This window comes from Rhizobium sp. BK275, from assembly GCF_014193555.1.
Classification (GTDB): Bacteria; Pseudomonadota; Alphaproteobacteria; order Rhizobiales; family Rhizobiaceae; genus Rhizobium.
The window spans coordinates 1-24,551 of the sequence record NZ_JACHZL010000006.1 but is presented as its reverse complement, the minus strand read 5'-3'; the positions used below and the strand labels follow the sequence as shown (position 1 = coordinate 24,551).

Below are 24,551 nucleotides of genomic sequence, written 5' to 3'. Positions count from 1 at the left end.
GTATTGTCAGGGATACCAGAGTACCTGCGGCTGATGTCCAAAAATGGGAGAAAGGCAAAAGAAAATGGCGCCCGAAGGCGCCATTCTCAAACCTGTTCGAAAGCACCGTGGCAGTGCTTGTATTTCTTGCCCGAGCCGCAGGGGCAGGCTTCGTTGCGGCCGACCTTGCCCCAGGTCTGGGGATCGTCGGGGTTGCGGTTTTCCGGCGGGACTGTGACCTCAAGCGCCTGATAGGTCGTGTTCGTAAATTCGTCCTCGCCGGTCGTCGGGTCCAGATGATGCGCCTGCATGACGGGCGGCTCCGGCTGCGGCGGAGCCTGTTGCACCAGCTCGACGCGCATCAGTTGTGCGGTGACGGCCTGGCGCAGATTGTTGAGCAGCGACGTGAAGAGCTCGAAGGCTTCCGACTTGTATTCCTGCAGCGGATCGCGCTGGGCGTAGCCGCGGAAACCGATGACGGAACGCAGGTGGTCGAGATTGACGATATGCTCGCGCCACAGATGGTCGAGCGTCTGCATCACGACTTGGCGCTCGACATAGTGCATGATATCGGGGCCGAAGCGCTCGACCTTCTCGTTGAAGGCAGCGTTGGTGGCTTCCGTCAAGCGTTCGCGGATGTCGTCCTCGCCGATGCCTTCTTCCTTCACCCAGTCCTCGATCGGAAGGTCGAGGTTGAGGATGTTGGCGGCCTGCGTCTTCAGGCCGACGGCATCCCACTGTTCGGCGTAAGCGCGTTCCGGGATATGGGTCGTGACCAGATCGTCGACCACTTCGCGACGCATGTCGGACACGGTCTCGGAAATATTGGGAGCTTCCATCATCTCGACACGCTGTTCGAAGATGACCTTGCGCTGGTCGTTCAGGACGTCGTCGTACTTCAGAAGGTTCTTGCGGATATCGAAGTTGCGGGCTTCGACCTTCTTCTGCGCGCGTTCCAGAGCCTTGTTGATCCAGGGATGGACGATCGCCTCGCCCTCCTTGAGGCCCAACTTCTGCAGCATGCTATCCATACGATCGGAGCCGAAGATGCGCATCAGGTCGTCCTGAAGCGACAGGTAGAACTTGGAACGGCCGGGGTCGCCCTGACGGCCGGAACGACCGCGCAACTGGTTGTCGATACGGCGGCTTTCGTGACGCTCGGTAGCGATGACGTAAAGACCGCCGGCGGCAAGCGCCTTTTCCTTAAGCTGCTTGATCTCTTCGCGGATCGCCTCGACCTTGGCGTCGCGCTCGGGACCCTGTTCGACTTCACCAAGCTCATGCTCGATACGCATGTCGAGGTTGCCGCCGAGCTGGATGTCGGTACCGCGGCCGGCCATGTTGGTGGCGATCGTCACGGCACCCGGCACACCGGCCTGAGCGACGATATAGGCTTCCTGCTCGTGGTAGCGGGCGTTCAGAACCTGGAAGTTCGAGAAGCCCTGCTTGCGCATCAGCTCCGCCAGAAACTCCGATTTCTCGATCGAGGTCGTGCCGACGAGCACCGGTTGGCCGCGCTTATGAGCGTCCAGGATCTCGGCGATGATCGCCTTGTATTTTTCCTCGACGGTCCGGTAGACCTCGTCGTCTTCATCGATACGCTTGATCGGCAGGTTGGTCGGCACCTCGAGAACATCGAGATTGTAGATGTTGCCGAATTCTTCCGCTTCCGTCTGAGCAGTACCGGTCATGCCGGCAAGCTTGTCGTACATGCGGAAATAGTTCTGGAAGGTGATCGAGGCCAGCGTCTGGTTCTCCGGCTGGATCTGCACCTTTTCCTTGGCTTCGAGCGCCTGGTGCTGGCCTTCCGAATAACGGCGGCCCGGCATCATGCGGCCGGTGAATTCGTCGATGATGACGATTTCGCCGTTGCGGACGATGTAATCCTTGTCGCGCTGGAACAGCTTATGGGCCTTCAGCGCATTGTTGACGTGATGGACGATCGCGACGTTCTCGATGTCATAGAGCGAAGCGCCCTTCAGGAGGCCGGCCTGCTTCAGCAGGTTTTCCAGCTTCTCGGTGCCGACTTCGGAGAAGTTCGCCGAGCGCTGCTTTTCATCGATTTCGTAATCCTCCGGCGACAGCAGCGGAATGAAGGTGTCGATCGTGTTGTAGAGGTCGGAGCGGTCATCGAGCGGGCCGGAGATGATCAGCGGCGTGCGGGCTTCGTCGACGAGGATCGAGTCCACTTCGTCGACGATCGCGAAGTTGTGGCCGCGCTGGACCATCTGGTTCGTCTCGTATTTCATATTATCGCGCAGATAATCGAAGCCGAGTTCGTTGTTGGTCGCGTAGGTGATGTCGCAGTTGTAAGCGTCGCGGCGTTCTTCATCGGAAAGGCCGTGGACGATGACGCCAGTGGTCAGGCCGAGGAAGCCGTAGAGGCGGCCCATGGTCGCCGCGTCACGCTGAGCCAGGTAGTCGTTGACGGTGACGACATGCACGCCCTTGCCGGCAAGCGCGTTCAGATAGACCGGCAGGGTGGCGACCAGCGTCTTGCCTTCGCCGGTCTTCATTTCGGCAATGGCGTTGGAATGCAGGATCATGCCACCGACGAGCTGTACGTCAAAAGGTCGCAGGCCAAGGACGCGGCGGGAGGCCTCGCGCACGACCGCGAAGGCCGGGATCAGGATGTCGTCCAGCGTCTTGCCTTCTGCGAGGAGAGCACGGAACTCCACCGTCTTTGCGGCAAGCTGATCATCCGTCAGCGCCTTGGTCTTCTCTTCAATAGAGTTGATTGCGGCGACGTTCGGCTGGAAGGACCGCACGCGACGATCGTTGGCAGAGCCAAATAACTTGCGGGCAATACCGCCAAAGCTGACCATATGACTGGTCCTTTCTGAATATTCTTCCCCGACGTTTCTTATTCGCTACCCAGCCGAAAAACAGGCGCACGCTTGAAAACGCCCGGAAACTGTTCTGGACGCGAGGTTGCGTGACAGATAAGAGGGGGGGCAAATGATGTCAACGGATTTGGCTGATATAGAAAGGCCACATTCCGGTGTTGAAGGCTGTTTTCGGGCTGGATTCACGAAAGCTGAAGCCGGCGGGTATAATTGTGAAGGGTTATTTGATGTTGAGCACCAACAAACTTGCTGCGCTGGCGTTTACGGCCTTCGTCGCCTTCCAGGCTCCGGCCTATGCCGATGACGCCGTCGTCGCCAAAGTCGGCAATCTGGAAATCCACCAGTCGGAGCTCGATCTGGCTGTGGCCAATCTCGATCCGCAGCTCGCGCAACTCCCCGACGACCAGAAGAAGGTCGCGGCACTCTCTGCCGCCATCGACGTGAAGCTGCTTGCTGCCGACGCTACTGCCGAGAAGCTCGACCAGACTGATGATTTCAAGAAGCGCATGCAGTATCTGACCGACCGCGAACTTCACAACGCCTACTTCAAGAAGCATGTCGTCGACACCGTGACCGATGCCGATGTGAAGGCACGCTACGACAAGGAAGTCGCCGCGCTGCCGAAGCAGGAAGAAGTTCACGCCCGCCATATCCTCGTCAAGACCGAGGACGAGGCCAAGGACGTCATCAAGCAGCTCGACGCCGGCAAGGATTTTGCCGAACTCGCCAAGGAAAAGTCCACCGATCCGAATAAGGATGATGGCGGCGACCTCGGCTATTTCAGCCGCGGCCGCATGGTCAAGGAATTCGAGGACGCAGCCTTCGCGCTTGAGAAGGGCACCTATTCCAAGACCCCTGTGAAGACCGATTTCGGCTACCATGTCATCAAGGTAGAAGATAAGCGTGACGCTCCGCCGCCGCCGTTCGACCAGGTCAAGGATCAGGTTCGTCAGCTCGTCATGCGCGACAAGTATCTTGCGCTCCTGAACCAGGCGAAGGCTTCGGCCAAGGTCGATATCATGGACGAAACGCTCCGCAAGGGTTACGAAGACGCGAACAAGCAGCCTGAGCCGGGTGCCGAACCCGCGCCGGCACCCGCACCGCAGCAGTAATCATTAGATTTGGGTCCGGTTCTTCCGGACCTTTCACTATCATTGTTGTTGTCGCATTTCCGGATGGCGCACCGGTTTTCATTTCGCCTGGAAATGCTCATTGGCAGGTCACATTCCATGTCCGCTACCGTTTCTCCGCTTGCCCCGAAAACCTTTGCCTCGCTGCCAGCACTTCGCGGTGTGCGCATGGCAACCGCTTCAGCCGGCATCAAGTATAAGAGCCGGACGGACGTGCTGATGATGGTCTTCGACGCTCCGGCTGCCGTTGCCGGCGTCTTCACGAAGTCGAAGTGCCCCTCCGCACCGGTCGATTTCTGCCGGACCAACCTGCCGCATGGCACGGCGCGCGCCGTCGTCGTTAATTCAGGCAATGCCAATGCCTTTACCGGCATGAAGGGCCGCGCTGCGACCGAGCTGACGGCAAAGTCGGCCGCTGCAGCAGTCGGCTGCAGCGAAAATGAGATCTTTCTTGCATCGACCGGCGTCATCGGCGAACCGCTCGACGCCACCAAATTTTCCGGCGTGCTCGACAAGATGCATGCCGATGCCACCGGTGATTTCTGGTTCGAGGCCGCCAAGGCCATCATGACCACCGACACGTATCCGAAGGTTGCAACCCGCACTGCCGAAATCGGCGGCGTCAAGGTGACGATCAACGGTATTGCCAAGGGTGCCGGCATGATCGCGCCCGACATGGCGACCATGCTTTCTTTCGTCGTCACGGATGCCGATATCGCTTCTTCTGCCCTGCAGTCGCTGCTGTCTGCCGGCGTCGAGCCGAGCTTCAACTCGATGACCGTCGACAGCGACACTTCGACCTCGGACACGCTGATGCTTTTTGCGACGGGTGCAGCGGCAGCTGACGGACAGGCGCGCATCGTGAGCGCGGACGATCCGCAGCTCGGCGCATTCCGCGCAGCCCTCAACGAACTCCTCAAGGATCTGGCGATCCAGGTCGCCCGCGACGGCGAGGGCGCCACGAAGATGCTCGAGATCACCGTGACCGGTGCGGAGAGCGATGCCGCCGCCAAGACGATCGCTCTCTCCATCGCCAATTCGCCGCTGGTCAAGACTGCGGCTGCCGGCGAAGATGCCAATTGGGGCCGTATCGTCATGGCCGTCGGCAAGGCCGGCGAAATGGCCGACCGCGATCGGCTCGCCATCTGGTTCGGTGACGTGCGCGTCGCCGTCAACGGCGAGCGCGATCCAGCCTATTCCGAGGATGCCGCATCCGCCGTGATGAAGAAGCAGGATATTCCTGTCAAAGTCGACATTGGTCTTGGCTCGGGCAAGGCTACGGTCTGGACCTGCGACCTCACCAAGGAATATGTTGCGATCAATGGCGACTACCGGAGCTGACCGTTCGTTGATGCAGGCATCTCTTCCGAAGCAGAACCTGCCGTTGGTCCGGCGGCTGGAGGCCGTGGGCTTTCGTGCCTGGCCGGCTGCGTCCGTGCAATATGACGGAAGCTGGCAGGTCCGCCTGACCGCGGGCCATCCTTCCAACCGCCTGAACTCCATCGTGCCGCTCGATCCTTCCGACCATCGTGATGTCGAAATCAGGCTGGAGAAGGCAAGCCGCAAGTTCGAGGCCTATGGCCGTCCCGCTATCGTGCGTGAGACGCCTCTTGCCTCGCCTGTTCTGATCGGCCTGCTCAAGGAGCAGGGATGGGAGCGTTTCGATGAAACGGCGGTCATGGTCTGCGATCTCTCGCAGGCCGATCTGCCCGATACGCTCGATCATCTTCCGACCCACGATGTCGGCCGGTTCGTCGATGCCAACCTTGCAGTCGATCAGGCGCCAGTATCGCTGAAGCCGGCGCTTGCCGAGATCATCTCGGCAATCAAGCCGCCATCAGGCCTTTTCATGATCGAGGATGCCATCCTTGGCTCGCTGGCAACGGTTCTCTGCGTGCAGGACAACGATCTTGCCGGCATCATGTCGCTTTCGGTTGCCGATGGGCATCGCCGCAGGGGTCTCGGCGTAGAAATCCTGACCTCGGCCTTACGCTGGGCGCGGATGCGTAGCGCCCGCACCGCCTGGCTGCAGGTGAAGCTTTCCAACGCGCCGGCGATTGCGCTTTATGAGCGTCTTGGTTTCCGTGATGCCTATCACTACTGCTACTGGCAGGAGCGCTGCGAATGAGCGAAGCCGGAAAGAGGCTGCTTCTGGTCGCCGCCTGCGCGCTGATCGACACGGACGGGCGTATCCTTCTGGCGCAGCGGCCGGAGGGCAAGTCGCTTGCCGGCCTGTGGGAGTTTCCCGGCGGCAAGGTGGAATCCGGCGAGACACCGGAGGAGACGCTGGTACGCGAGTTGAACGAAGAACTCGGCATCACGACCAAGGTACCATGTCTTGCGCCGCTGACCTTCGCCAGTCACAGCTACGATACATTCCATCTGCTGATGCCGCTTTACGTCTGCCGCCGTTATCAAGGCATTCCACACGGTCGTGAGGGACAGGCGATCAAATGGGTGCGCCCGCAGGCGCTGCGCGATTACCCGATGCCGCCGGCCGACGAGCCGCTCATCCCGGTGCTGCAGGATTTACTTTAGCTTTTCTGATTATTAATGCGAAACGTCGATTTCGCCTGTGGATATTAATCGATCATTTAGCACCTTCTGGCAATGATCGGCCTCACTCAAGCAACTGGCGTGTGTGTATTTAAGGGCTTGACGTCATGGACGACGATTTCTGGAAAGCTGTGCGCGAGAAGGAACGCGCTTCTTCGTCTGCTTCGCGCAGGACGGGGGCGCTCAATATTGCCCTTCTGTTCGGCACGGCCGTGGTGGCGCTCACCCTCATCCTGACGCCTATGCTGGCGGATTCTTCCAAGAAGAGCGTGCTCGCCAGCGCGCCGGCTGATTTCGACACGATCACCACCGGCTCCATCCCGAAGACCGAGAATGGCCCGAAAAGCGAGAACGGCAAGCGCTATACGATCCGCCGCAGCGTCCTCCAGGATACGCCTGGGTCGATCTGTGTCGTCCAGGGCTACGGCGTCGGCGCCGGCTGCTGAGGAAATGAAGCTCCCGTCACGGAGAGCCGTGAATTTCATTGCCGTCTTGCGCAAAGGGTTGGGTTGATGAATTTGCTGAAGAAATTTCTGGCAGACGGACGTGGTGCAACGGCGATCGAATATGGATTGATCGCAGCGCTTATGGCGGCTGCCCTCATTGGGGGCCTGGGTGTGTTCACCAATGGCCTGTTAGGCGTATTCAACACCGTCGAGAATAACCTGACGATTAATTGAGCCTATCCACTGGGTTCACTGCTTGAGCTTCTGCTCTTCCACTTTGAGAGCGTCAGCAAGTCGTGCCTTGGCCGATCCCGGCTTCAGCGGCTGCTGCTGGCTTTCGTGCGGCGCCCAGCCCGACACGTAGATCAACGAGAATGTCGCGCGGATACGGCCGTCGGGGTCCGAATAGCGCTCGGCATAGATTTCAGCTGCGCGCAGGAAGAAGGCGCGCGTCAGCGGCTTGCGGCTGCGGGCTACCAGTGGATTAGCCATGCCCATCGCTCTCAGATCGCGCATCAGCGGAAAAATTGAATCATAGCGGACAGTATAATTCTCTGCGTCGATGACGGGCAGGGCAAAGCCCGCGCGCTGAAGCAAGCCGCCGACATCGCGGACATCGGCGAAGGGGATCACGCGTGGGCTTGCGCCACCAGTCATCTCGATCTCAGTCGCCAGCAGCACGTCGCGCAGTTCCTGCAGCGTGCCGGCGCCCGGAATGGCAGCCAGGAACAGGCCGTCCGGCTTCAACGCGCGGCGGATCTGGATGAACACGCCGGGTGTGTCGTTGGTCAGGTGCAGGTTGAGCGGCGCAATTACCAGATTGGCGGATTGGGGGGCGAGCGGCACGTCTTCGAGCGGCGCTTCGAGAAAGAGTTCGCCCGAAGTGACATAGCTGATGTCACTTTCCACGCGGGTGAGGCTGCCTATCTTGCCGGTCGCCATCGCCGCACGGGCAGCTGCACCCGTTGCGCCATGTAGTTCCACCGCATGTTCGAAGGTGCGCTCGACGACGGCCAGGCGGTCTGCCAGTTCCTCGGCGGCGATATCGAGCAGGAAACCTGCCTTCAGATCATTATTTGCGAGCGCGCGGTGACGATTTGCGGCGATCTGCGCCTTGTCGAAGATGATATCCATGGCGATGTCCATATTCCCCTGTCCGGCAGGCGGCAAGGCGATTTTCCTTTGGCTCGTGACGCGCTAGTCTGCGTCATATGGGGATGATCGAGACGGAAAGAGAGAAAGGACGCGTGTGGGCGCAGCTGCTGCGGCCGCTCTCCGTGCTTGCCGATCTCGTCTATCCGCCGGCCTGTGCGGCCTGTGGTGTTTCGACGGGTGGCCATCGCGGGCTTTGTCCCAAATGCTGGGCCGGAGTCCGGTTCATCGAGCGGCCTTATTGCGAGGTGCTCGGCCTTCCCTTTTCTCATGATCTCGGCGCCGGCATCCTGAGCGCCGAGGCGATCGCCAATCCGCCGCCCTTCGACCGGCTGCGTTCGGCAGCCGTCCATGACACTGCCGTGCGCAGTCTCGTGCATGGCCTCAAATACCGGGATCGCACGGATCTCGCGCCGATGATGGCGGGCTGGATGCTGCGTGCCTCGGACGGCATGGTCGAGTGCTGTGACGCCATCGTTCCGATCCCTTTGCATCGCACGCGTATGGTCTCGCGCAAGTTCAACCAGGCGGCGGAACTTGCCCGGCATCTCGCGCGGCTTGCGGACAAGCCGCTACTGCCGGCGACCCTTCTGCGCGTCAAGCGCACCAACCAGCAGGTCGGTCTTGGTGTGCGGGCGCGAGAAGACAATGTTCGAGGCGCCTTTGCGATTGCCAGGGGCAAAGAAAATGATGTCCTCGGCAAGCGCATCGTCCTCGTCGACGATGTCTATACGACAGGTGCAACAGTCGATGCGGCAACGCGGGTGCTGCGCAAGGCAGGTGCCGCCGATATAACGGTTTTGACCTTTGCAAGGGCCTTTGCAGAAACTATATGACAGTAAGAAAACAGCACCGTCTGGAGACCATTCATGGTACCCGTTACCATCTATACACGGCAATTCTGCGGCTTTTGTGCACGCGCCAAATCTCTGCTTGAAGAGAAGGGCGTGGACTATGTCGAGCATGACGCGACCTTCTCGCCTGAGCTTCGTCAGGAAATGCTCGGCAAGTCGAACGGCCGCACCACCTTTCCGCAGATTTTCGTCGGCGGCACGCATGTCGGCGGTTGCGACGATCTCTACGCGCTCGATCGTGCCGGCAAGCTCGATCCGCTGCTGGCTGCCTGAGGAAAAGCGATGAGTTTCACGGCCGCCGCCATCCAGATGTGCTCCGGTGTCGATCCGGAGCGGAATGCTGCTTCGATGGTGCGCCTCGTTCGGGAAGCCGCCGCAAAGGGCGCGACTTATGTGCAGACGCCCGAAATGACCGGTATGCTGCAGCGCAACCGCGCAGCGGCAAAGGAAGTGCTGCGCGACGAGAGCAATGACATCATCGTCAAGACCGGCTCGGCGCTCGCTGCCGAACTCGGCATTTACATGCATGTCGGCTCGACGGCGATTGCACTCGATGACGGCAAGATGGCCAATCGCGGATTCCTCTTCGGACCTGACGGCAAGATCCTGAACCGCTACGACAAGATCCACATGTTCGATGTCGATCTCGACAATGGCGAAAGCTGGCGCGAAAGCGCCGCCTACCGGCCGGGGTCTGAGGCACGCGTGCTGTCGCTGCCTTTCGCCGAGATGGGTTTCGCCATCTGCTATGATGTGCGTTTTCCGCAGCTTTTCCGTGCGCAGGCGGTTGCCGGCGCAGAGGTGATGACGGTTCCGGCCGCTTTCACGAAGCAGACCGGCGAGGCGCATTGGGAAATTCTGCTGCGGGCGCGCGCCATCGAAAACGGCGTCTTCATCATCGCCGCCGCGCAGGCCGGCCTGCATGAGGATGGCCGTGAGACATTCGGCAATTCGATGATCGTCGATCCCTGGGGCAAGGTGCTCGCTTCGGCCGGCCTGGCCGGCGAGGCGGTCATACTGGCGGAGATCGATCCGGCCGCCGTGAAGGCTGCGCATGACAAGATTCCGAACCTTAAGAACGGTCGGGAGTTTTCCATCGAGAGGATTGCGGGGGAAATTTCAGGAGGCGTAGCAGCTTGATCCGCTATTCCCTTATTTGCGAGAATGCCCACGAGTTCGAAGGCTGGTTTTCCGAAAGTGCCGATTTCGATCGCCAGGTCGCGAGCGGTTTTCTGACCTGTCCTGTCTGCAATTCCGGCTCCATCTCCAAGTCGCTCATGGCGCCTTCCGTTTCGACCGCACGCAAGAAGGATGAGATGCAGGTCGTCGCCATGGATACGGCCCGCCGCGAAGCCTTTGTGAAGCTGAAGGAAGCCGTTGCCGCGATCAAGGCGAATTCCGAAGATGTCGGAACCCGCTTTCCCGAGGAGGCTCGCAAGATCCATTACGGCGAAGCGGATGCCCGCGGCATTATCGGCCAGGCGACACCCGATGAAGCGCAGTCGCTGGTGGATGAGGGCATCGAGATCGCTGCCCTGCCGGTCTTGCCCGAAGACGTGAACTGATATGCGGGCGGCTGGTCTTTTATAATTTTGGCCTGCATGCGGCGTGATCAGGCTGGCCGTTTTGCCAGCAGCATGTAATTCACATCCATATCCTTCGACAGGTTCCACTGGTTTGCCAGCGGATTGAAGAAGACGCCCGTGCGGTCGACAATCTCGAGACCGCTTGCCGTAAGCGGCTTTTCCAGTTCTTCCGGGCGTACCAGCTTCTCATACTGATGCGTGCCGCGCGGCAGCCAACGCAGGACGTTTTCGGCAGCGAAAATGGCAAGTGCGGCCGCCTTCATGGTGCGGTTGATCGTGGCGACGAACATCAGGCCGCCCGGCCGGACCATGCTGGCGCAGGTATTCATGAAAAGCTCGACATCGGCCACATGCTCCACCACTTCCATGTTGAGCACGATATCGAAGGTCTCGCCTGCCTCGGCGAGCTGCTCGGCGGTGACGGCGCGATAGTCGACCGCAACACCCGATGCCTTGGCGTGGGTGGAGGCGATGCCGATGTTCTTTTCCGAGGGATCGGCGCCGACGACTTCAGCGCCCATACGGGCGACCGGCTCCGACAAGAGGCCGCCGCCGCAGCCGATATCGAGCACACGCAGACCTTCAAGCGGCTTGGCAGTCTTCGGACTGCGCGAAAAATTCTCGGCTGCCTTATCGCGGATATAGGCCAGGCGAACAGGATTGAACTTATGCAGCGGCTTGAACTTGCCGGTTGGGCTCCACCACTCCGCTGCCATGGCGGAAAAGCGATCGACTTCAGCCTGGTCGATGGTGGTCTTTGCCGCTTCGTTCATCTGCCGCTCCTTCATGTCCTGTCAGTGAAGTCGGACGATCGAGGCGATAAGTCAAGGGTGCTCAGGTCGCACTGGAGGCTTGGCAAGGACCGTAAAAAATCGAGTGAGCCTGAAGACACTAAAAAACCCCGCGTCTTCGCGGGGTTTGTATCAAAGGGGATGTCGATTCAGCGGCACTGACGGCGCGGGCCGTATGTGGGTTGGTACGTGTTATCATACGCGCGGTACGAGCGATAACGGCTGTAGCAGTAATCGGCATGCGAACTGCCTGTACGCACACGCGGCTGCGAGGCTATGATGCCACCGATGATCGCCCCGACAGCCAGACCCCCGATAATGGCGCCGGTATTGTCATAGCGGCGATAATAGCGGTCGCGGTAGTAGCGGTCGCCATAATAGCGGCGGTCCCATCCGCGATTATAGCGATAACGATCCGAATAACGATAATTATAGCCGCCCCAGCCTCGGTCATAACGAGGGCAGTTCGTGAAATTGTTGCAGCCTACCTGCAAAAGGTCGGTTTGGCTGCCTTCGGTCTGCACCGCCCCTTGGGCCGGGTTCGCCGTGTAAGCCGGTCCTGCCCAAGCAGGCATTCCTGAGAATGCGGTTGCTATCGACAGTGCAATTATCGCTAATTTTCTCATTCTACTCACCAGCTTTCTTGTGACGCATCTATTGCGATTTAAACGCATTTGGGGCCGTTAAGTTCAACCGCCTCCATGCCCCTGATTTACCGACATGGTAAGTAGGCGCTTTTACAGCAGTCGCAGGGACCGTTTCTGACGAAATCCCGCCGCCTCCACTTCGCCCTGTCCCCGCCCTTGCCACCCCCTGTCAAACTCGCTAAGAGACGCGCCAACTTTCGTCCTTGGTTGGCGGGGCTTTAGAAGCGTTCCAGAAACCAGTATTTCCGGGCTCTTCGGCCATTCGACAGTCGGGGTTTTCTGATGCCCGGGAGGGCAATGCGTCTCCCGGCGGTTTGTGAATGGCGCGTGGCGTACCGGAGAAGCAAATCCCGTTTCCGGCAATCTCGCGCGGGTCGTGGTAGAGGCTTATGGCACGCATCGTTATGAAATTCGGCGGAACCTCCGTCGCTGATCTGGACCGCATCAAGAACGTTGCCCGCCACGTAAAACGCGAAGTCGATGCCGGCCATGAAGTGGCGGTCGTCGTTTCCGCCATGTCCGGCAAGACCAACGAGCTGGTTGGCTGGGTTCAGAACACGCCGAAGGTGATCGGCGCGAACTCTCCTTTCTACGATGCGCGCGAATATGACGCTATTGTCGCCTCCGGCGAGCAGGTCACGTCAGGCCTTCTGGCGATCGCGCTGCAGAGCATGGGCATCAACGCCCGTTCCTGGCAGGGCTGGCAGATCCCGATCCGCACCGACAACGCCCATGGCGCGGCGCGCATCATGGAAATCGAAGGGACCGATATCATCAAGCGCATGGGCGAGGGACAGGTCGCGGTCGTTGCCGGCTTCCAGGGTCTTGGCCCTGACAACCGCATCTCGACGCTCGGACGCGGCGGGTCCGATACGTCTGCCGTGGCGATTGCGGCTGCTGTGAAGGCTGATCGCTGCGATATCTATACCGATGTCGACGGCGTCTATACGACCGATCCGCGCATCGAACCCAAGGCACGGCGCCTGAAGAAGATCGCTTTCGAAGAAATGCTGGAAATGGCGTCGCTCGGCGCCAAGGTTCTTCAGGTACGCTCCGTCGAGCTTGCCATGGTGCACAAGGTACGCACCTTCGTGCGTTCGTCTTTCGAGGATCCCGATGCTCCGGGCATGGGCGACCTCTTGAATCCGCCCGGAACGCTGATTTGTGACGAGGATGAAATCGTGGAACAGGAAGTAGTCACCGGCATCGCCTATGCCAAGGATGAGGCTCAGATCTCGCTTCGCCGTCTTGCCGACCGGCCAGGCGTTTCCGCCGCGATCTTCGGGCCGCTCGCTGAAAGCCACATCAACGTCGACATGATCGTTCAGAACATCTCTGAGGATGGTTCGAAGACGGACATGACCTTTACCGTTCCCTCTGGTGATGTCGAGAAGGCCATCAAGGTCCTTTCCGATAATAAGGAGAAGATCGGCTACGACGTCGCACAGAGCGAATCGGGTCTGGTGAAGGTCTCGGTCATCGGCATCGGCATGCGCAGTCATGCGGGCGTTGCAGCGACTGCCTTCCGGGCACTTGCCGAAAAAGGCATCAACATCAAGGCAATTACAACCTCAGAGATCAAGATTTCGATCTTGATCGATGGTCCTTATGCAGAACTCGCTGTCAGAACTTTGCATTCCTGCTACGGTCTGGATAAGAATTGATTCCCAGCGGGCGGTCTGCCCCTTCAGGTTGAAGATGCGGCCGGTCCTTCTGGCCGCACTAAGCGTTTATTTCGGGGAGCTTGAGACGCAATGAGAGACCTTTCCGGCGGTCCGCGCGTGCTGCTCAAGCGGCTGCGCGAATTGATGGCGGAGCCGCTGGAGCCGCAGGAGCGACTCGACCGGATCGTGCGCCAGATCGCCAGCAACATGGTGGCGGAGGTCTGCTCCGTCTATGTGCTGCGCGCCGATGGCGTTCTTGAGCTCTATGCTACCGAAGGTCTCAAAAAGGAAGCCGTCCACCTCTCGCAGCTGAAGATGGGACAGGGCCTCGTCGGCACGATCGCCGCATCGGCTCAGCCGCTCAATCTTTCCGACGCACAGTCGCATCCGGCTTTCCGTTACCTGCCGGAAACGGGCGAAGAAATCTATCATTCCTTCCTCGGCGTGCCGATCCTGCGCACGGGCCGCTCGCTAGGCGTTCTTGTCGTGCAGAACAAGGCGAGCCGCAATTATCGCGAAGAGGAGCTGGAAGCGCTCGAGACGACGGCGATGGTTCTCGCCGAGATGATCGCCACCGGCGAACTCAAGAAGATCGCCAAGCCGGGCCTCGAACTCGACCTCACCCGCTCGGTCACGGTCGACGGCGATACGTATAATGACGGGATCGGCCTCGGCTACGTCGTGCTGCACGAGCCGCGTATCGTTGTTACCAATCTGCTGAACGAGGATGCGGAGAAGGAAATCCGGCGGCTGGCGGAAGCCATGGGTTCGCTCAGGATCTCCATCGACGACATGCTGTCGCGGCGTGACGTTTCCATGGAAGGCGAGCATCGCGAGGTGCTGGAAACCTACCGCATGTTCGCCCACGATCAGGGCTGGGTGCGCAAGCTGGAGGAGGCGATCCGCAACGGCCTGACGGCGGAAGCGGCGGTCGAGAAGGTCCAGAGCGACACCAAGGCGCGCATGATGCGCCTGACAGACCCTTATCTGCGCGAGCGGATGCATGATTTCGAGGATCTGGCGAACCGGCTGCTGCGCGTGTTGACCGGCTATACCGGCCGCACGACCGCGGAGGGCTTTCCGAACGATGCAATCATCCTGGCGCGCGCCATGGGCGCGGCGGAGCTCCTCGACTATCCGCGTGCCAATGTTCGCGGTCTGGTGCTGGAAGAGGGGGCGGTGACGAGCCATGTGGTGATCGTCGCGCGCGCCATGGGCATTCCGGTCATCGGCCAGGCAGCGGGTGTCGTGGCGCTGGCGGAAAACGGCGATGCCGTCATCATCGATGGTGACGAGGGTCATGTGCATATCCGGCCGATGCCGGAGCACCAGCGCTCCTACGAAGAAAAGGTTCGTTTCCGTGCAAGGCGGCAGGAGCAGTTCCGGGCTTTGCGGTCCGTCGAACCGGTTACCCGGGATGGGCAGCGCATACAGCTTCAGATGAATGCAGGGCTGCTGGTCGACCTGCCGCAGCTGGCAGAATCGGGAGCCGAGGGCATCGGGCTTTTCCGCACCGAGCTGCAATTCATGATCGCCTCCACCATGCCGAAAGCGGAAGAGCAGGAGATGTTCTACCGCAATGTGCTGAAGCAGGCGGGCGGTCGCGTCGTAACCTTCCGCACGCTCGATATCGGCGGCGACAAGGTGGTGCCTTATTTCCGCGGTCACGAGGAGGAAAACCCGGCGCTCGGCTGGCGGGCGATCCGCCTTTCGCTCGACCGGCCGGGGCTCTTGCGCACGCAGTTGCGCGCTTTGCTGAAGGCTGCTGCCGGCGCCGAGTTGAAGCTGATGGTACCGATGGTGACTGAGGTTTCGGAACTCCGGCAAGTGCGTGAACTGCTGCAAAAGGAAGTGCAGCATTTGTCGCGCTTCGGCCATGGCCTTCCGCGCAAGTTGCAGTTCGGCGCGATGCTGGAAGTGCCGGCCCTGCTTTGGCAGCTCGACGAGCTGATGGATGCGGTCGACTTCGTCTCTGTCGGATCCAACGACCTTTTTCAGTTCGCGATGGCGGTCGACCGCGGCAATGCGCGGGTTTCCGAGCGCTTCGATCCGCTGGAGCGGCCGTTCCTGCGCATCCTGCGTGACATTGTGCGTGGTGCGGACCGCAACAAGACGCCGGTGACGCTATGCGGTGAGCTGGCCGGCAAGCCGCTCTCGGCTATGGCGTTGCTCGGCGTCGGCTTCCGCTCCATCTCCATGTCGCCGGCCTCGATCGGACCGGTCAAGGCGATGCTTCTTGGGCTTGATGTCGGGGCGCTGGCGGCGGCGGTCAATGAGGCGCTGGACGACCGGCATGCAACGACGCCGATGCGCGAAGTGCTTGCCCGCTTCGCCGAGAGCCACAATATTCCCCTTTAGACGTATATTAGAAGAACAGGAGCAAGGGGTGGCGAAGCTTCCCATTGAAAAGATGCGCGAGCTTGAGCGCCGCTTCGGCGAGATCGAGGCGCGCATGTCGGCCGGCCCGTCGGCCGATGTCTATGTAAAGCTCGCATCCGAATATTCCGAACTGCAGCTGGTGGTGACCAAGATCCGCGCCTATCAAAAGGCTGTGGACGAGCTTGCCGATCTGGAGATCCTGCTTGAGGACAAATCCGTCGACCGCGAAATGCGCGACCTTGCCGAGCTCGAACTGCCTGACGTGAAAGAACGGATCGAGGCGCTGGAGAATGAAATCCAGGTCCTGCTGCTGCCGAAGGATGCAGCCGACGAGAAAAGCGCGATCCTGGAAATCCGCGCCGGCACCGGCGGCAATGAGGCGGCCCTTTTCGCCGGCGACCTCTTCCGCATGTATGAGCGTTATGCGGCCGCACATGGCTGGAAAGTCGAAGTGTTGTCGGCGAGCGATGGGGAAGCTGGAGGCTACAAGGAAATCATCGCGACGATCACCGGCAAGGGCGTTTTCGCCAAGTTGAAGTTCGAATCCGGCGTGCATCGCGTGCAGCGTGTGCCGGAGACGGAAGCCGGCGGGCGTATCCATACCTCGGCGGCGACCGTTGCCGTTCTGCCGGAAGCCGAGGAGATCGATATCGAAATACGGCCAGAGGATATCCGCATCGATACGATGCGCTCCTCGGGTGCGGGCGGCCAGCACGTCAATACGACGGACTCGGCGGTGCGCATCACCCACCTGCCGACGGGTATCGTCGTGACCAGTTCGGAAAAGTCGCAGCACCAGAACCGCGCCAAGGCCATGCAGGTGCTGCGTTCGCGACTTTACGATGCCGAGCGGCAGAGGGCCGATAGCGAACGTTCTGCCGACCGCAAGAGCCAGGTCGGCTCGGGCGACCGCTCCGAGCGCATCCGCACCTATAACTTTCCGCAGGGGCGCGTAACCGACCACCGCATCAACCTGACACTCTACAAGCTCGACCGAATGATGGTCGGCGAGATCGACGAAGTGGTGGATGCACTGCTTGCCGACTATCAGGCGAGCCAGCTTGCGCAGCTTGGCGAACAGCAATGATCCTATCCGGGCCGACGGTTTCAGAGATCTTTGCCGAGGCCCGGCGTCGCTTCACGGAAGCGGGCATCGACGATCCGCAGACCGATGCGCGGCTGCTGATTTCGGGACTTCTGAAGCTTTCGCCGACCGAGGTCCTGACAGCCGGACACGAGCCGGTGTCGGAAGAGCAGGCAGGCAGTATCGGTCGGGCCATCGAAAGGCGATTGAATCACGAACCGGTACACCGCATTCTTGGAGAGCGGGAGTTCTACGGCCTGCCGCTTTGGCTTTCCGCCGGCACGCTTGAGCCGCGGCCAGATACGGAAATTCTCGTCGATACGATCATTCCTTATTTGCGCGATCTTGCAAAGACGGAGGGCAATCTCCATATCCTCGATGTAGGAACTGGGACCGGAGCGATTTGCCTTGCGCTCCTCAGCGAATGTCCGGAAGCATCAGGCATCGGCAGCGACATTTCGACCGATGCACTTGAGACGGCAAGATCAAACGCAGAAAGAAACGGATTGCAGGATCGATTCACGACCATTCGATCGAGCTGGTTCGAGAACATCCGCGGGACGTTTCATGCGATTGTCTCAAATCCGCCCTATATTGCTTCCAGTATCATTCACGATCTCGCTCCCGAAGTGACGAAATTTGATCCGGCTGCAGCTCTGGACGGTGGCTCGGATGGGCTTGACGCTTACAAAGCCATAGCAAAGGATGCGGCGAGGTTCGTACGGCCAAATGGAGTCGTCGGACTAGAAATCGGCTACGATCAGCGAAACGATGTGACGGCGATCTTTGAAGCGCAAGGCTTCAAGTGCCTCAAATCCGTGAGAGATTATGGTCAGAATGACAGAGTGCTCGTGTTCTCGCCGGCATGACCGGCGACAAATTGCAGCATCGAACTGGACATTGTTGCTATTGCGAAGAAAAGGCTTGGATTTCCTGAGGAAGCAATATAGGTTGCCCTTACGCGTTGGGCGCATAGGAATGAACGAGATTCGTTCGGTACTTGCTCAGCCTCGGGGGTCTGCTCTTTTAGACGAGAGTTTCAAAGGTTGAACACGACCCAATGCGTGAATCAGTCAAACTGACTTGAAGACAAGCGGCAGGTCGGCGCGAAGGCGCACTATGCTTGCGGCACGAAGGCCCTGATCCGGATGAACCGGTCTTGGCGATTGGTGCCATGTATCCAATCACAAACAGAAGAATTCAGGTGAACGATCGATGAGGCCAGGACAGCAGAACAAGCGCGGTCGAGGGCGTGGCAATAACAATGGCGGCGGTGGAAACAACAATAACAACAATTTCAACCGCAAGGGTGGAAACCCGCTGACCCGGACCTACGACAGTTCCGGCCCCGATGTGAAAATCCGCGGTACTGCTCAGCACATAGCTGAAAAATATGCGCAGCTCGCCCGTGACGCACAGAGTTCCGGTGACCGCGTCATAGCTGAGAATTATCTGCAGCACGCCGAACACTACAACCGCATCATTGCGGCCGCACAGGCGCAGATGCAGGAACGCTTCCAGCGCGATGACCGCAGCGATTACAATGATCGTGACAATGCGGACCGCGATGGTGACGAACTGGATACGGCAGATAATGACGACGTCGTCATCGTTCAGCCGCCTCGCCAGCAGCAGCGCGAACAGCAGCAGGCCGCTCCGGCAGCGCCCGTGCAGCAGGCGGAAGCAATTGACGGAACCGGCCCGCAGCCGGAAATCGAAGGCATTCCGGCTGAAGTTGTGATGGAAGAGGAAGGCTCAGCTGCACCGCAGCGCGAGCGTCAGCCCCGCCGCCGCAACGCCGGCAGTCGCCCGCGCCGTCCGCGTCGCGGCGCTGAAGGCGAGGCAGCCGGTGAGGACGGTGCTTCCGCTGAGGCGCCGGTTCTGGCAGAAGCCGCTTCCGAATAACCACGTCTTCGAAAGGCCGCCCTCACCAGGCGGCCTTTTCCATTTGTGAAGCCCCGTCGGCCGACTGCGGCGGCTCCATCGACCTTTCTTTCGGACCGAAAGCCCCCAGGGGCGAGGAAGCCAACTGGCTGCCGACGGACCCCAAGCGGCAGTTCGAGCTAATGTTTCGTGCCAACGGCCCGACCAAGGATTTTTCGACAAGAAGCGGGTGTTGCCGGACGTTGTGTTGATGGGCAAATAGCGGCTGCGAAGGATGAGGCGCGGGCGACAGTTTTCGCGTGTCTCACCCCTTTAAACTCCTGGGATTCTCCACCATATCCTGCACAGTTTGGTTTGCTGCAAATCTCAATGGCGACAAACGGGGCTTGCCTATTGAGGGAGCTCAATCTCAATCATCGGTCTGTGCCTTATGAAGGGCGGGGCGATTCATGGAGGTAACGTATGAATATCGAAAAATACTCCGAGCGGGTGCGCGGTTTCGTTCAGTCTGCCCAGACCTATGCGTTGGCGCAGGGACACCAGCAGTTCACCGCAGAACATGTTCTCAAGGTCCTGCTCGACGACGATCAGGGCATGGCTGCGTCGCTGATCGAGCGCGCCGGCGGTGACGCCAAAGCCGCGCGGCTTGCCAATGACGCCGCTCTTGCCAAGCTGCCGAAGATTTCCGGCGGTAACGGCAACATCTATCTCGCCCAGCCGCTCGCCAAGGTCTTCTCCACTGCCGAAGAGGCTGCAAAGAAGGCTGGCGATAGTTTCGTGACGGTCGAGCGTCTGTTGCAGGCGCTGGCGATCGAAACCTCTGCCTCGACCTATCAGTCGTTGAAGAATGCCGGCGTGACCGCGCAGGCGCTCAATCAGGTCATCAACGACATCCGCAAGGGCCGCACTGCCGACACGGCGAGCGCCGAGCAGGGCTTTGACAGCCTGAAGAAATATGCGCGCGACCTGACGAGTGATGCCCGCGAAGGCAAGCTCGATCCGGTCATCGGTCGCGACGACGAAATTCGCCGGACGATCCAGGTTCTCTCACGCCGCACCAAGAACAATCCTGTTCTGATCGGTGAGCCGGGTGTGGGCAAGACGGCGATCGTTGAGGGTCTTGCGCTACGCATCGTCAATGGCGACGTGCCGGAAAGCCTGAAGGACAAGAAGTTGATGGCGCTCGACATGGGTGCCTTGATTGCCGGTGCAAAATTTCGCGGCGAATTCGAAGAGCGCTTGAAGGCCGTGCTGAACGAAGTTCAGTCCGAGAACGGCGAAATCATCCTCTTCATTGACGAAATGCATACGCTGGTCGGCGCCGGCAAGGCGGATGGAGCGATGGACGCCTCCAACCTGCTGAAGCCTGCCCTTGCCCGTGGCGAGCTGCACTGTGTCGGCGCGACCACGCTCGATGAGTACCGCAAACATGTCGAAAAGGATCCAGCCCTTGCCCGCCGTTTCCAGCCGGTCATGGTCGAGGAACCGACGGTGGAGGATACGATTTCGATCCTGCGCGGTCTGAAGGAAAAGTACGAGCAGCATCACAAGGTGCGCATCGCCGATGCCGCGCTGGTTGCCGCTGCAACGCTTTCGAACCGTTACATCACCGACCGCTTCCTGCCGGATAAGGCAATCGACCTGATGGATGAGGCCGCTGCCCGCCTGCGCATGCAGGTGGACTCGAAGCCGGAAGAGCTCGACGAACTCGACCGCCGCATCATCCAGCTGAAGATCGAACGCGAGGCACTAAAGAAGGAAACCGACGTGGCATCCGCCGACCGGCTAAAGCGGTTGGAAGGTGAGCTTGCTTCTTTCGAGGAAGAGGCTGATGCGCTGACGGCCCGCTGGCAGGCGGAAAAGCAGAAACTCGGCCTTGCTGCTGACCTCAAGAAGCAGCTTGACGACGCCCGCAACGAACTGGCGATCGCCCAGCGCAAAGGCGAATTTCAGCGCGCCGGCGAGCTCGCCTATGGCGTGATCCCGGGTCTCGAAAAGCAGCTGGCCGACGCCGAAAACAAGGAGGACAACAGCCGAAACGCGATGGTGCAGGAGGTCGTGACTCCCGACAATATCGCCCACGTCGTCTCCCGCTGGACCGGCATTCCCGTCGATAAGATGCTGGAAGGCGAACGTGACAAGCTGCTCCGGATGGAAGACGAGCTGGCGAAGTCGGTGATCGGCCAGGGCGATGCGGTTCAGGCCGTATCCCGCGCCGTGCGCCGTGCGCGTGCCGGTCTTCAGGATCCGAACCGGCCGATCGGCTCGTTCATCTTCCTCGGCCCGACCGGCGTCGGCAAGACGGAGCTCACCAAGGCGCTCGCCCGCTTCCTCTTCGACGACGAGTCGGCGATGGTGCGCATGGACATGTCGGAGTACATGGAGAAGCACTCCGTGGCCCGGATGATCGGTGCCCCTCCGGGCTATGTCGGTTATGATGAAGGTGGCGCGTTGACGGAAGCCGTTCGCCGCCGGCCCTATCAGGTCGTGCTGTTCGACGAGATTGAGAAGGCGCATCCCGATGTCTTCAACATCCTGTTGCAGGTGCTGGACGACGGTCGCCTGACCGACGGCCAGGGCAGGACGGTCGACTTCCGCAACACGATGATCATCATGACGTCGAACCTTGGTGCCGAATACCTTACGCAATTGCGTGAGGGCGACGACAGCGAGATGGTTCGAGAGCAGGTGATGGATGTGGTTCGCGGTCACTTCCGGCCGGAATTCCTGAACCGTATCGACGAGATCATCCTCTTCCACCGCCTGAAGCGCGAGGAAATGGGGGCGATCGTCGATATCCAGCTCAAGCGGCTGTTGTCGCTGCTGTCCGAACGCAAGATCACGCTCGATCTCGACGAGGAAGCCCGCGACTGGCTGGCCAACAAGGGCTATGATCCAGTCTATGGTGCCCGTCCGCTGAAGCGGGTTATCCAGAAATTCGTCCAGGATCCGCTTGCCGAACAGATCCTGTCGGGGCAGGTGCCGGATGGATCACTGGTGAAGATCGCCAGTGGTTCGGACCGGTTGCTGTTCCGGACGAAACAGCCGGTCAGTGAAGCAGCGTAAGGCTGCACAGACGAGAATTGAAAATGGCGGCTCTCGGGCCGCCGTTTTTGTTTCCGCGGTATGCGAGAATTATTTGCTTGCGACCTGGTCTGAGGCCGGCTGGTTGTTCAGCAGCGTGTCGATGCGCTTGCGTTCGTCCTCGAACTTGGCGAGCGCATCACCCTGCAGCGATTTGCCACCGGGCAGCCGGATACGCAGCGGGTCGACCTTGGTGCCGTTGACGATCAGTTCGTAGTGAAGGTGCGGGCCTGTGGATTCGCCTGTCGTTCCTACCCAGCCGATGACCTGGCCCTGTCGTACCTTGGCGCCTGGCACGATGCCCTTAGCGATGGCGCTCTGGTGGTTGTAGGAGGATTCATAGCCGTTGGCATGGCGGATGATCGTCTGGTTGCCGTAACCGCCGGAATCCCAGCCGGCCTTTTCGACCGTACCATTACCGGCGGCGATGATCGCCGTGCCGCGCGGGGCTGCCCAATCGACGCCGGTGTGCATGCGCGCGAAGCCGAGGATCGGGTGACGGCGCATGCCGAAGCCGGACTTGAAGATGCCGTTCGGAACAGGGTTGCGCAGCAGGAACTGACGGATGCTCTTTCCGTCCTGGTCGAAGTAATCGATCGTGCCGTCTTCCGGGTCCTGGAAGCGATAGAAACGGGTCAGCGTATCGCCGAAGCGGGCGTTGACGTAAAGAAGCTCGGAATCCTCGGTCGCCTGGCCGTTGCTGTCGGCGACGGAGAAGAAGGCTTCGAGGTAATCCGACGGTTTCAATTGCGCCTGGAAGTCGACATTGCTGGCGAGCAGCTTGATGATCAGCGCTGTCATGTCCTTGGTCATGCCATAGGAAAGAGATGCGCGGTAAATGCCGTCATAGACGCGCGGCAGATTTTGGCCGGCAGGAGGAGCGAAGGAATTATCTTCGAAGGCGGTGGCTATCGCATCCAGCATCGGCGGCTCGCTGCCGGCAACGAAACGGCCCCTGTCGTCGAGCGCGACGGTGATGAGATGGCGGGTGCTGCGATAGACGCTGGCGCGGATGATCTTCGCCTGTTCGCCCTTCTGAATGATGCCGATACGCAGGACGTCACCCTTCGAAAGCGTATCGGTTCCGAGCAGCGGGGCGATGTAACCGGACATGCCGTCTGCCTGCGGCTGCGGATAGCCGGAATCGGCGAGTGCCTTGGCGATCGTCGTATCCTGGCGCACCGGCAGAATGTCGTCGGCGAATTCCTCGGTCTGTGGCGTGATGGATTCAGGCGCCGAGACCGTCATATTCTGCTCAAGCACGCGCGCCGCGAGGCCGGCGGTCAGATCGACGTCGTTGTCCTCGGTGGAGAAGCGGCGCGGATCGACATAATAGAGAGCGGCAAGCTGAGCATTTCCGTCCGTCAGAACGGAGCCGTTGGAGCGGACATTTTCCTCGACTTCGTCAAGCGACAGGCCGGGGGCCATGTTCAGGTCGGATTTGTTGGTCGGGAAGGGAACGGTCTTCAGCGCCACTTCGGATTCGACATCGGAGCCGTAAATTGCGCCGGTGCGGCTTTGCGGTGCCGGCTGGGGTTCGTCGGCCGAGAAGATCGCCAGCGGATCGAAGTCTGGATAATCCTCGGTCGCGACGTGATTGGCAGCCAACATCATCTTCACATGGGAGAAGGGCTGGCGGCGTACGACTTCCTTCTCGCCGTCATGCACGACGGTCGAGACTTCCATGACGGCGCGGTCGGATGGTTTGGCTGCGATGACGGGGGCGATCAGACGGCCGCCGCGGGTAACAGACGTATCCTGATGCGCGTCGGCGGAGGCGCTCGCATAGGCTTCCGCGGGGATTGCCAGCTGCTGACGGCCGTCCAGGGCGGCAAAAAGCGCAACACCCATAAGGATCGAAGAAGTAATGCCAGTGAGGAACGTGCCCGAAAGCCAGCGCAGCGAAACCTCGCGCCGGTCGGGTGCGCGTCGCCCGTCTGCCAGAAGCGGAGGCTCGCTGCCGAGCGAGCGGATCATCATTTTCTCCGTCATCATGGCAGTGGAGTTCGCATCCTTACATTCGATGTCGTTCTGAGCATCCGCGGGCCATCCTGGCTGGGGCGAAAGATGTGCATATTTTGGGCACTGAAGTCAAATCACACCGGAATGGGCACCTTACGTGCGCATGCCTGCGTGAATCGTGCGTGTTTCCTCATGACCAGCAGAATGTGATGATGTCGGGGCGAATATGATCAAAATCGTATCTTCCACAAGAAAACTGAACGACAGTCACGTTTCCCTGGGCTCTCCGCGGCGATCGGAATCCGGAAAACAAGCGAGGTTTGAGGACCCATGTAAATTTCTCTGAAAAAACAATTGGATACAAGAAAGATGATTTTTTCTGAAAACGCCTGTTGACTGTTTTGGTGGGGTGGGATTATAAGCCCAGTCACTGACGAGGGCGGCGGCGCTGCTGGCGACGAAGTTCCTCGTTCTGAAGAAATCAAGCGGATTGGCGGGTAGCTGGTT

Annotated in this window: 22 protein-coding genes and 1 pseudogene; 17 read left to right on the top strand and 6 right to left on the bottom strand. The window is 60.0% G+C overall.

Going from position 1 to position 24,551, the window contains the following annotated elements; all coding sequences use genetic code 11:
* Nucleotides 1-86: 86 nt before the first annotated feature.
* Nucleotides 87-2,804 carry a preprotein translocase subunit SecA gene (secA, locus tag FHT82_RS19040; protein WP_183734256.1) on the bottom strand — a complete coding sequence of 906 codons (2,718 nt, stop codon included), beginning with the start codon at nucleotides 2,802-2,804 and terminating at the stop codon, nucleotides 87-89.
* 248 nt (nucleotides 2,805-3,052) lie between these two features.
* Between secA and FHT82_RS19035 the strand changes: the two genes are divergently transcribed.
* The 6 genes from FHT82_RS19035 (at nucleotide 3,053) to FHT82_RS19010 (ending at nucleotide 7,191) form a co-directional block, all read left to right on the top strand.
* Nucleotides 3,053-3,937 carry a peptidylprolyl isomerase gene (locus FHT82_RS19035; RefSeq protein WP_183734254.1) on the top strand — a complete coding sequence of 295 codons (885 nt, stop codon included), beginning with the start codon at nucleotides 3,053-3,055 and terminating at the stop codon, nucleotides 3,935-3,937.
* A 117-nt stretch (nucleotides 3,938-4,054) separates the two neighbouring features.
* The gene (gene argJ, locus FHT82_RS19030; protein WP_183734252.1) at nucleotides 4,055-5,296 is read left to right on the top strand and encodes a bifunctional glutamate N-acetyltransferase/amino-acid acetyltransferase ArgJ; all 1,242 of its coding nucleotides are present in this window, start codon (nucleotides 4,055-4,057) and stop codon (nucleotides 5,294-5,296) included.
* Complete coding sequence (locus FHT82_RS19025) at nucleotides 5,277-6,083, top strand: GNAT family N-acetyltransferase (RefSeq protein ID WP_183734250.1); 807 nt, start codon at nucleotides 5,277-5,279, stop codon at nucleotides 6,081-6,083. The genes argJ and FHT82_RS19025 overlap by 20 nt, the downstream gene beginning before the upstream one ends.
* Nucleotides 6,080-6,493, top strand: a complete 414-nt coding sequence (gene mutT / locus FHT82_RS19020) for an 8-oxo-dGTP diphosphatase MutT (RefSeq protein WP_183734249.1) — start codon at nucleotides 6,080-6,082, stop codon at nucleotides 6,491-6,493. The genes FHT82_RS19025 and mutT overlap by 4 nt, the downstream gene beginning before the upstream one ends.
* A gap of 125 nt (nucleotides 6,494-6,618) precedes the next feature.
* Nucleotides 6,619-6,957, top strand: coding sequence for a hypothetical protein (locus tag FHT82_RS19015; RefSeq protein ID WP_183734247.1), 339 nt, complete (start codon nucleotides 6,619-6,621; stop codon nucleotides 6,955-6,957).
* 66 nt (nucleotides 6,958-7,023) lie between these two features.
* A complete protein-coding gene (locus tag FHT82_RS19010; protein ID WP_183734245.1) occupies nucleotides 7,024-7,191 on the top strand; it encodes a Flp family type IVb pilin in 168 nt (55 codons plus the stop codon).
* Nucleotides 7,192-7,206: 15 nt separating this feature from the next.
* On the opposite strand, the gene FHT82_RS19005 is transcribed toward FHT82_RS19010, so the two are convergent.
* Nucleotides 7,207-8,091 (bottom strand): methyltransferase domain-containing protein, encoded by an 885-nt coding sequence (locus FHT82_RS19005; RefSeq protein WP_183734642.1) that lies wholly within the window; start codon nucleotides 8,089-8,091, stop codon nucleotides 7,207-7,209.
* Nucleotides 8,092-8,168: 77 nt separating this feature from the next.
* Here FHT82_RS19005 and FHT82_RS19000 point away from each other — a divergent pair, with 77 nt between their 5' ends.
* From FHT82_RS19000 to FHT82_RS18985, 4 genes are read left to right on the top strand one after another with little or no spacing between them, the layout of a single operon-like run.
* Nucleotides 8,169-8,945, top strand: a complete 777-nt coding sequence (locus FHT82_RS19000; RefSeq protein WP_183734243.1) for a ComF family protein — start codon at nucleotides 8,169-8,171, stop codon at nucleotides 8,943-8,945.
* 33 nt (nucleotides 8,946-8,978) lie between these two features.
* A complete protein-coding gene (gene grxC, locus FHT82_RS18995; RefSeq protein WP_183734241.1) occupies nucleotides 8,979-9,236 on the top strand; it encodes a glutaredoxin 3 in 258 nt (85 codons plus the stop codon).
* Between the two features lie 9 nt (nucleotides 9,237-9,245).
* The gene (locus tag FHT82_RS18990; RefSeq protein ID WP_183734239.1) at nucleotides 9,246-10,103 is read left to right on the top strand and encodes a carbon-nitrogen hydrolase family protein; all 858 of its coding nucleotides are present in this window, start codon (nucleotides 9,246-9,248) and stop codon (nucleotides 10,101-10,103) included.
* Entirely contained in the window at nucleotides 10,100-10,528 is a 429-nt protein-coding gene (locus tag FHT82_RS18985) for a DUF1178 family protein (protein WP_183734237.1), read from the top strand. The genes FHT82_RS18990 and FHT82_RS18985 overlap by 4 nt, the downstream gene beginning before the upstream one ends.
* A 47-nt stretch (nucleotides 10,529-10,575) precedes the next feature.
* Here FHT82_RS18985 and ubiG read toward each other — a convergent pair whose 3' ends face one another.
* Nucleotides 10,576-11,322, bottom strand: a complete 747-nt coding sequence (gene ubiG, locus FHT82_RS18980; RefSeq protein ID WP_183734235.1) for a bifunctional 2-polyprenyl-6-hydroxyphenol methylase/3-demethylubiquinol 3-O-methyltransferase UbiG — start codon at nucleotides 11,320-11,322, stop codon at nucleotides 10,576-10,578.
* Nucleotides 11,323-11,489: 167 nt separating this feature from the next.
* The gene (locus tag FHT82_RS18975; RefSeq protein ID WP_183734233.1) at nucleotides 11,490-11,966 is read right to left on the bottom strand and encodes a BA14K family protein; all 477 of its coding nucleotides are present in this window, start codon (nucleotides 11,964-11,966) and stop codon (nucleotides 11,490-11,492) included.
* Nucleotides 11,967-12,376: 410 nt separating this feature from the next.
* Here FHT82_RS18975 and FHT82_RS18970 point away from each other — a divergent pair, with 410 nt between their 5' ends.
* The 7 genes and pseudogenes from FHT82_RS18970 (at nucleotide 12,377) to clpB (ending at nucleotide 22,064) form a co-directional block, all read left to right on the top strand.
* Nucleotides 12,377-13,651, top strand: a complete 1,275-nt coding sequence (locus FHT82_RS18970; protein ID WP_183734231.1) for an aspartate kinase — start codon at nucleotides 12,377-12,379, stop codon at nucleotides 13,649-13,651.
* A gap of 90 nt (nucleotides 13,652-13,741) precedes the next feature.
* A complete protein-coding gene (gene ptsP, locus FHT82_RS18965) occupies nucleotides 13,742-16,009 on the top strand; it encodes a phosphoenolpyruvate--protein phosphotransferase (protein ID WP_183734229.1) in 2,268 nt (755 codons plus the stop codon).
* A gap of 28 nt (nucleotides 16,010-16,037) precedes the next feature.
* Nucleotides 16,038-17,117 carry a peptide chain release factor 1 gene (prfA, locus tag FHT82_RS18960; RefSeq protein ID WP_183734227.1) on the top strand — a complete coding sequence of 360 codons (1,080 nt, stop codon included), beginning with the start codon at nucleotides 16,038-16,040 and terminating at the stop codon, nucleotides 17,115-17,117.
* Nucleotides 17,114-17,983, top strand: coding sequence for a peptide chain release factor N(5)-glutamine methyltransferase (gene prmC, locus FHT82_RS18955; protein WP_183734226.1), 870 nt, complete (start codon nucleotides 17,114-17,116; stop codon nucleotides 17,981-17,983). The genes prfA and prmC overlap by 4 nt, the downstream gene beginning before the upstream one ends.
* Before the next feature lie 346 nt (nucleotides 17,984-18,329).
* Nucleotides 18,330-19,019: a DUF4167 domain-containing protein gene (locus FHT82_RS18950; RefSeq protein ID WP_183734224.1), complete on the top strand. Its 690-nt coding sequence runs from the start codon at nucleotides 18,330-18,332 to the stop codon at nucleotides 19,017-19,019.
* Nucleotides 19,020-19,090: 71 nt separating this feature from the next.
* A pseudogene (locus tag FHT82_RS18945) lies at nucleotides 19,091-19,260 on the top strand (DUF1214 domain-containing protein); the annotation flags it as partial.
* A gap of 200 nt (nucleotides 19,261-19,460) precedes the next feature.
* Nucleotides 19,461-22,064, top strand: coding sequence for an ATP-dependent chaperone ClpB (gene clpB, locus FHT82_RS18940; protein WP_183734222.1), 2,604 nt, complete (start codon nucleotides 19,461-19,463; stop codon nucleotides 22,062-22,064).
* 69 nt (nucleotides 22,065-22,133) lie between these two features.
* Here clpB and FHT82_RS18935 read toward each other — a convergent pair whose 3' ends face one another.
* Both FHT82_RS18935 and FHT82_RS30195 read right to left on the bottom strand, forming a co-directional pair.
* Complete coding sequence (locus FHT82_RS18935) at nucleotides 22,134-24,077, bottom strand: M23 family metallopeptidase (RefSeq protein ID WP_183734220.1); 1,944 nt, start codon at nucleotides 24,075-24,077, stop codon at nucleotides 22,134-22,136.
* Nucleotides 24,078-24,311: 234 nt separating this feature from the next.
* On the bottom strand, nucleotides 24,312-24,551 hold a 240-nt coding region (locus FHT82_RS30195; RefSeq protein WP_210276834.1), incomplete at its 5' end, for a hypothetical protein.